At 33.0% G+C, this 358-nt stretch carries 1 protein-coding gene; it reads right to left on the bottom strand.

Going from position 1 to position 358, the window contains the following annotated elements:
• Positions 1-358, bottom strand: a 358-nt coding sequence (locus FFR48_RS28550) for a hypothetical protein (RefSeq protein ID WP_201277717.1), incomplete at both ends; no start/stop codon positions are given.

The following is a 358-nucleotide window of genomic DNA, read 5'->3' as shown; positions in this document are numbered from 1 at the left end:
CTTGCAAATAATTTTACGTTGGCAGTAGAACTAAAACCATAATTATTATAATTTTGCAAATTTCCTAAGTTAATTTCACCAGTGGTACTTTCTACGGAAATATTACCAGAATCATAACCATTACCAGTGCTAACAATATCACCCGCAGTAATGTTACCACTTGCAAACCATTTTACGTTGGCAGTAGAACTAAAACCATAATTATTATAATTTTGCAAATTTCCTAATTTGATTTCACCAGTGGTACTTTCTACGGAAATATTACCAGAATCATAACCATTACCAGCGCTAAAAATATTACCCGCAGTAATGTTACCACTTGCAAACAATTTTACGTCGCCAGTAGAACTAAAACCAT

This window comes from Sphaerospermopsis reniformis (assembly GCF_005402885.1).
Lineage (GTDB): Bacteria > Cyanobacteriota > Cyanobacteriia > Cyanobacteriales > Nostocaceae > Sphaerospermopsis > Sphaerospermopsis kisseleviana.
This window is presented reverse-complemented; position numbering and strand designations above follow the sequence as displayed.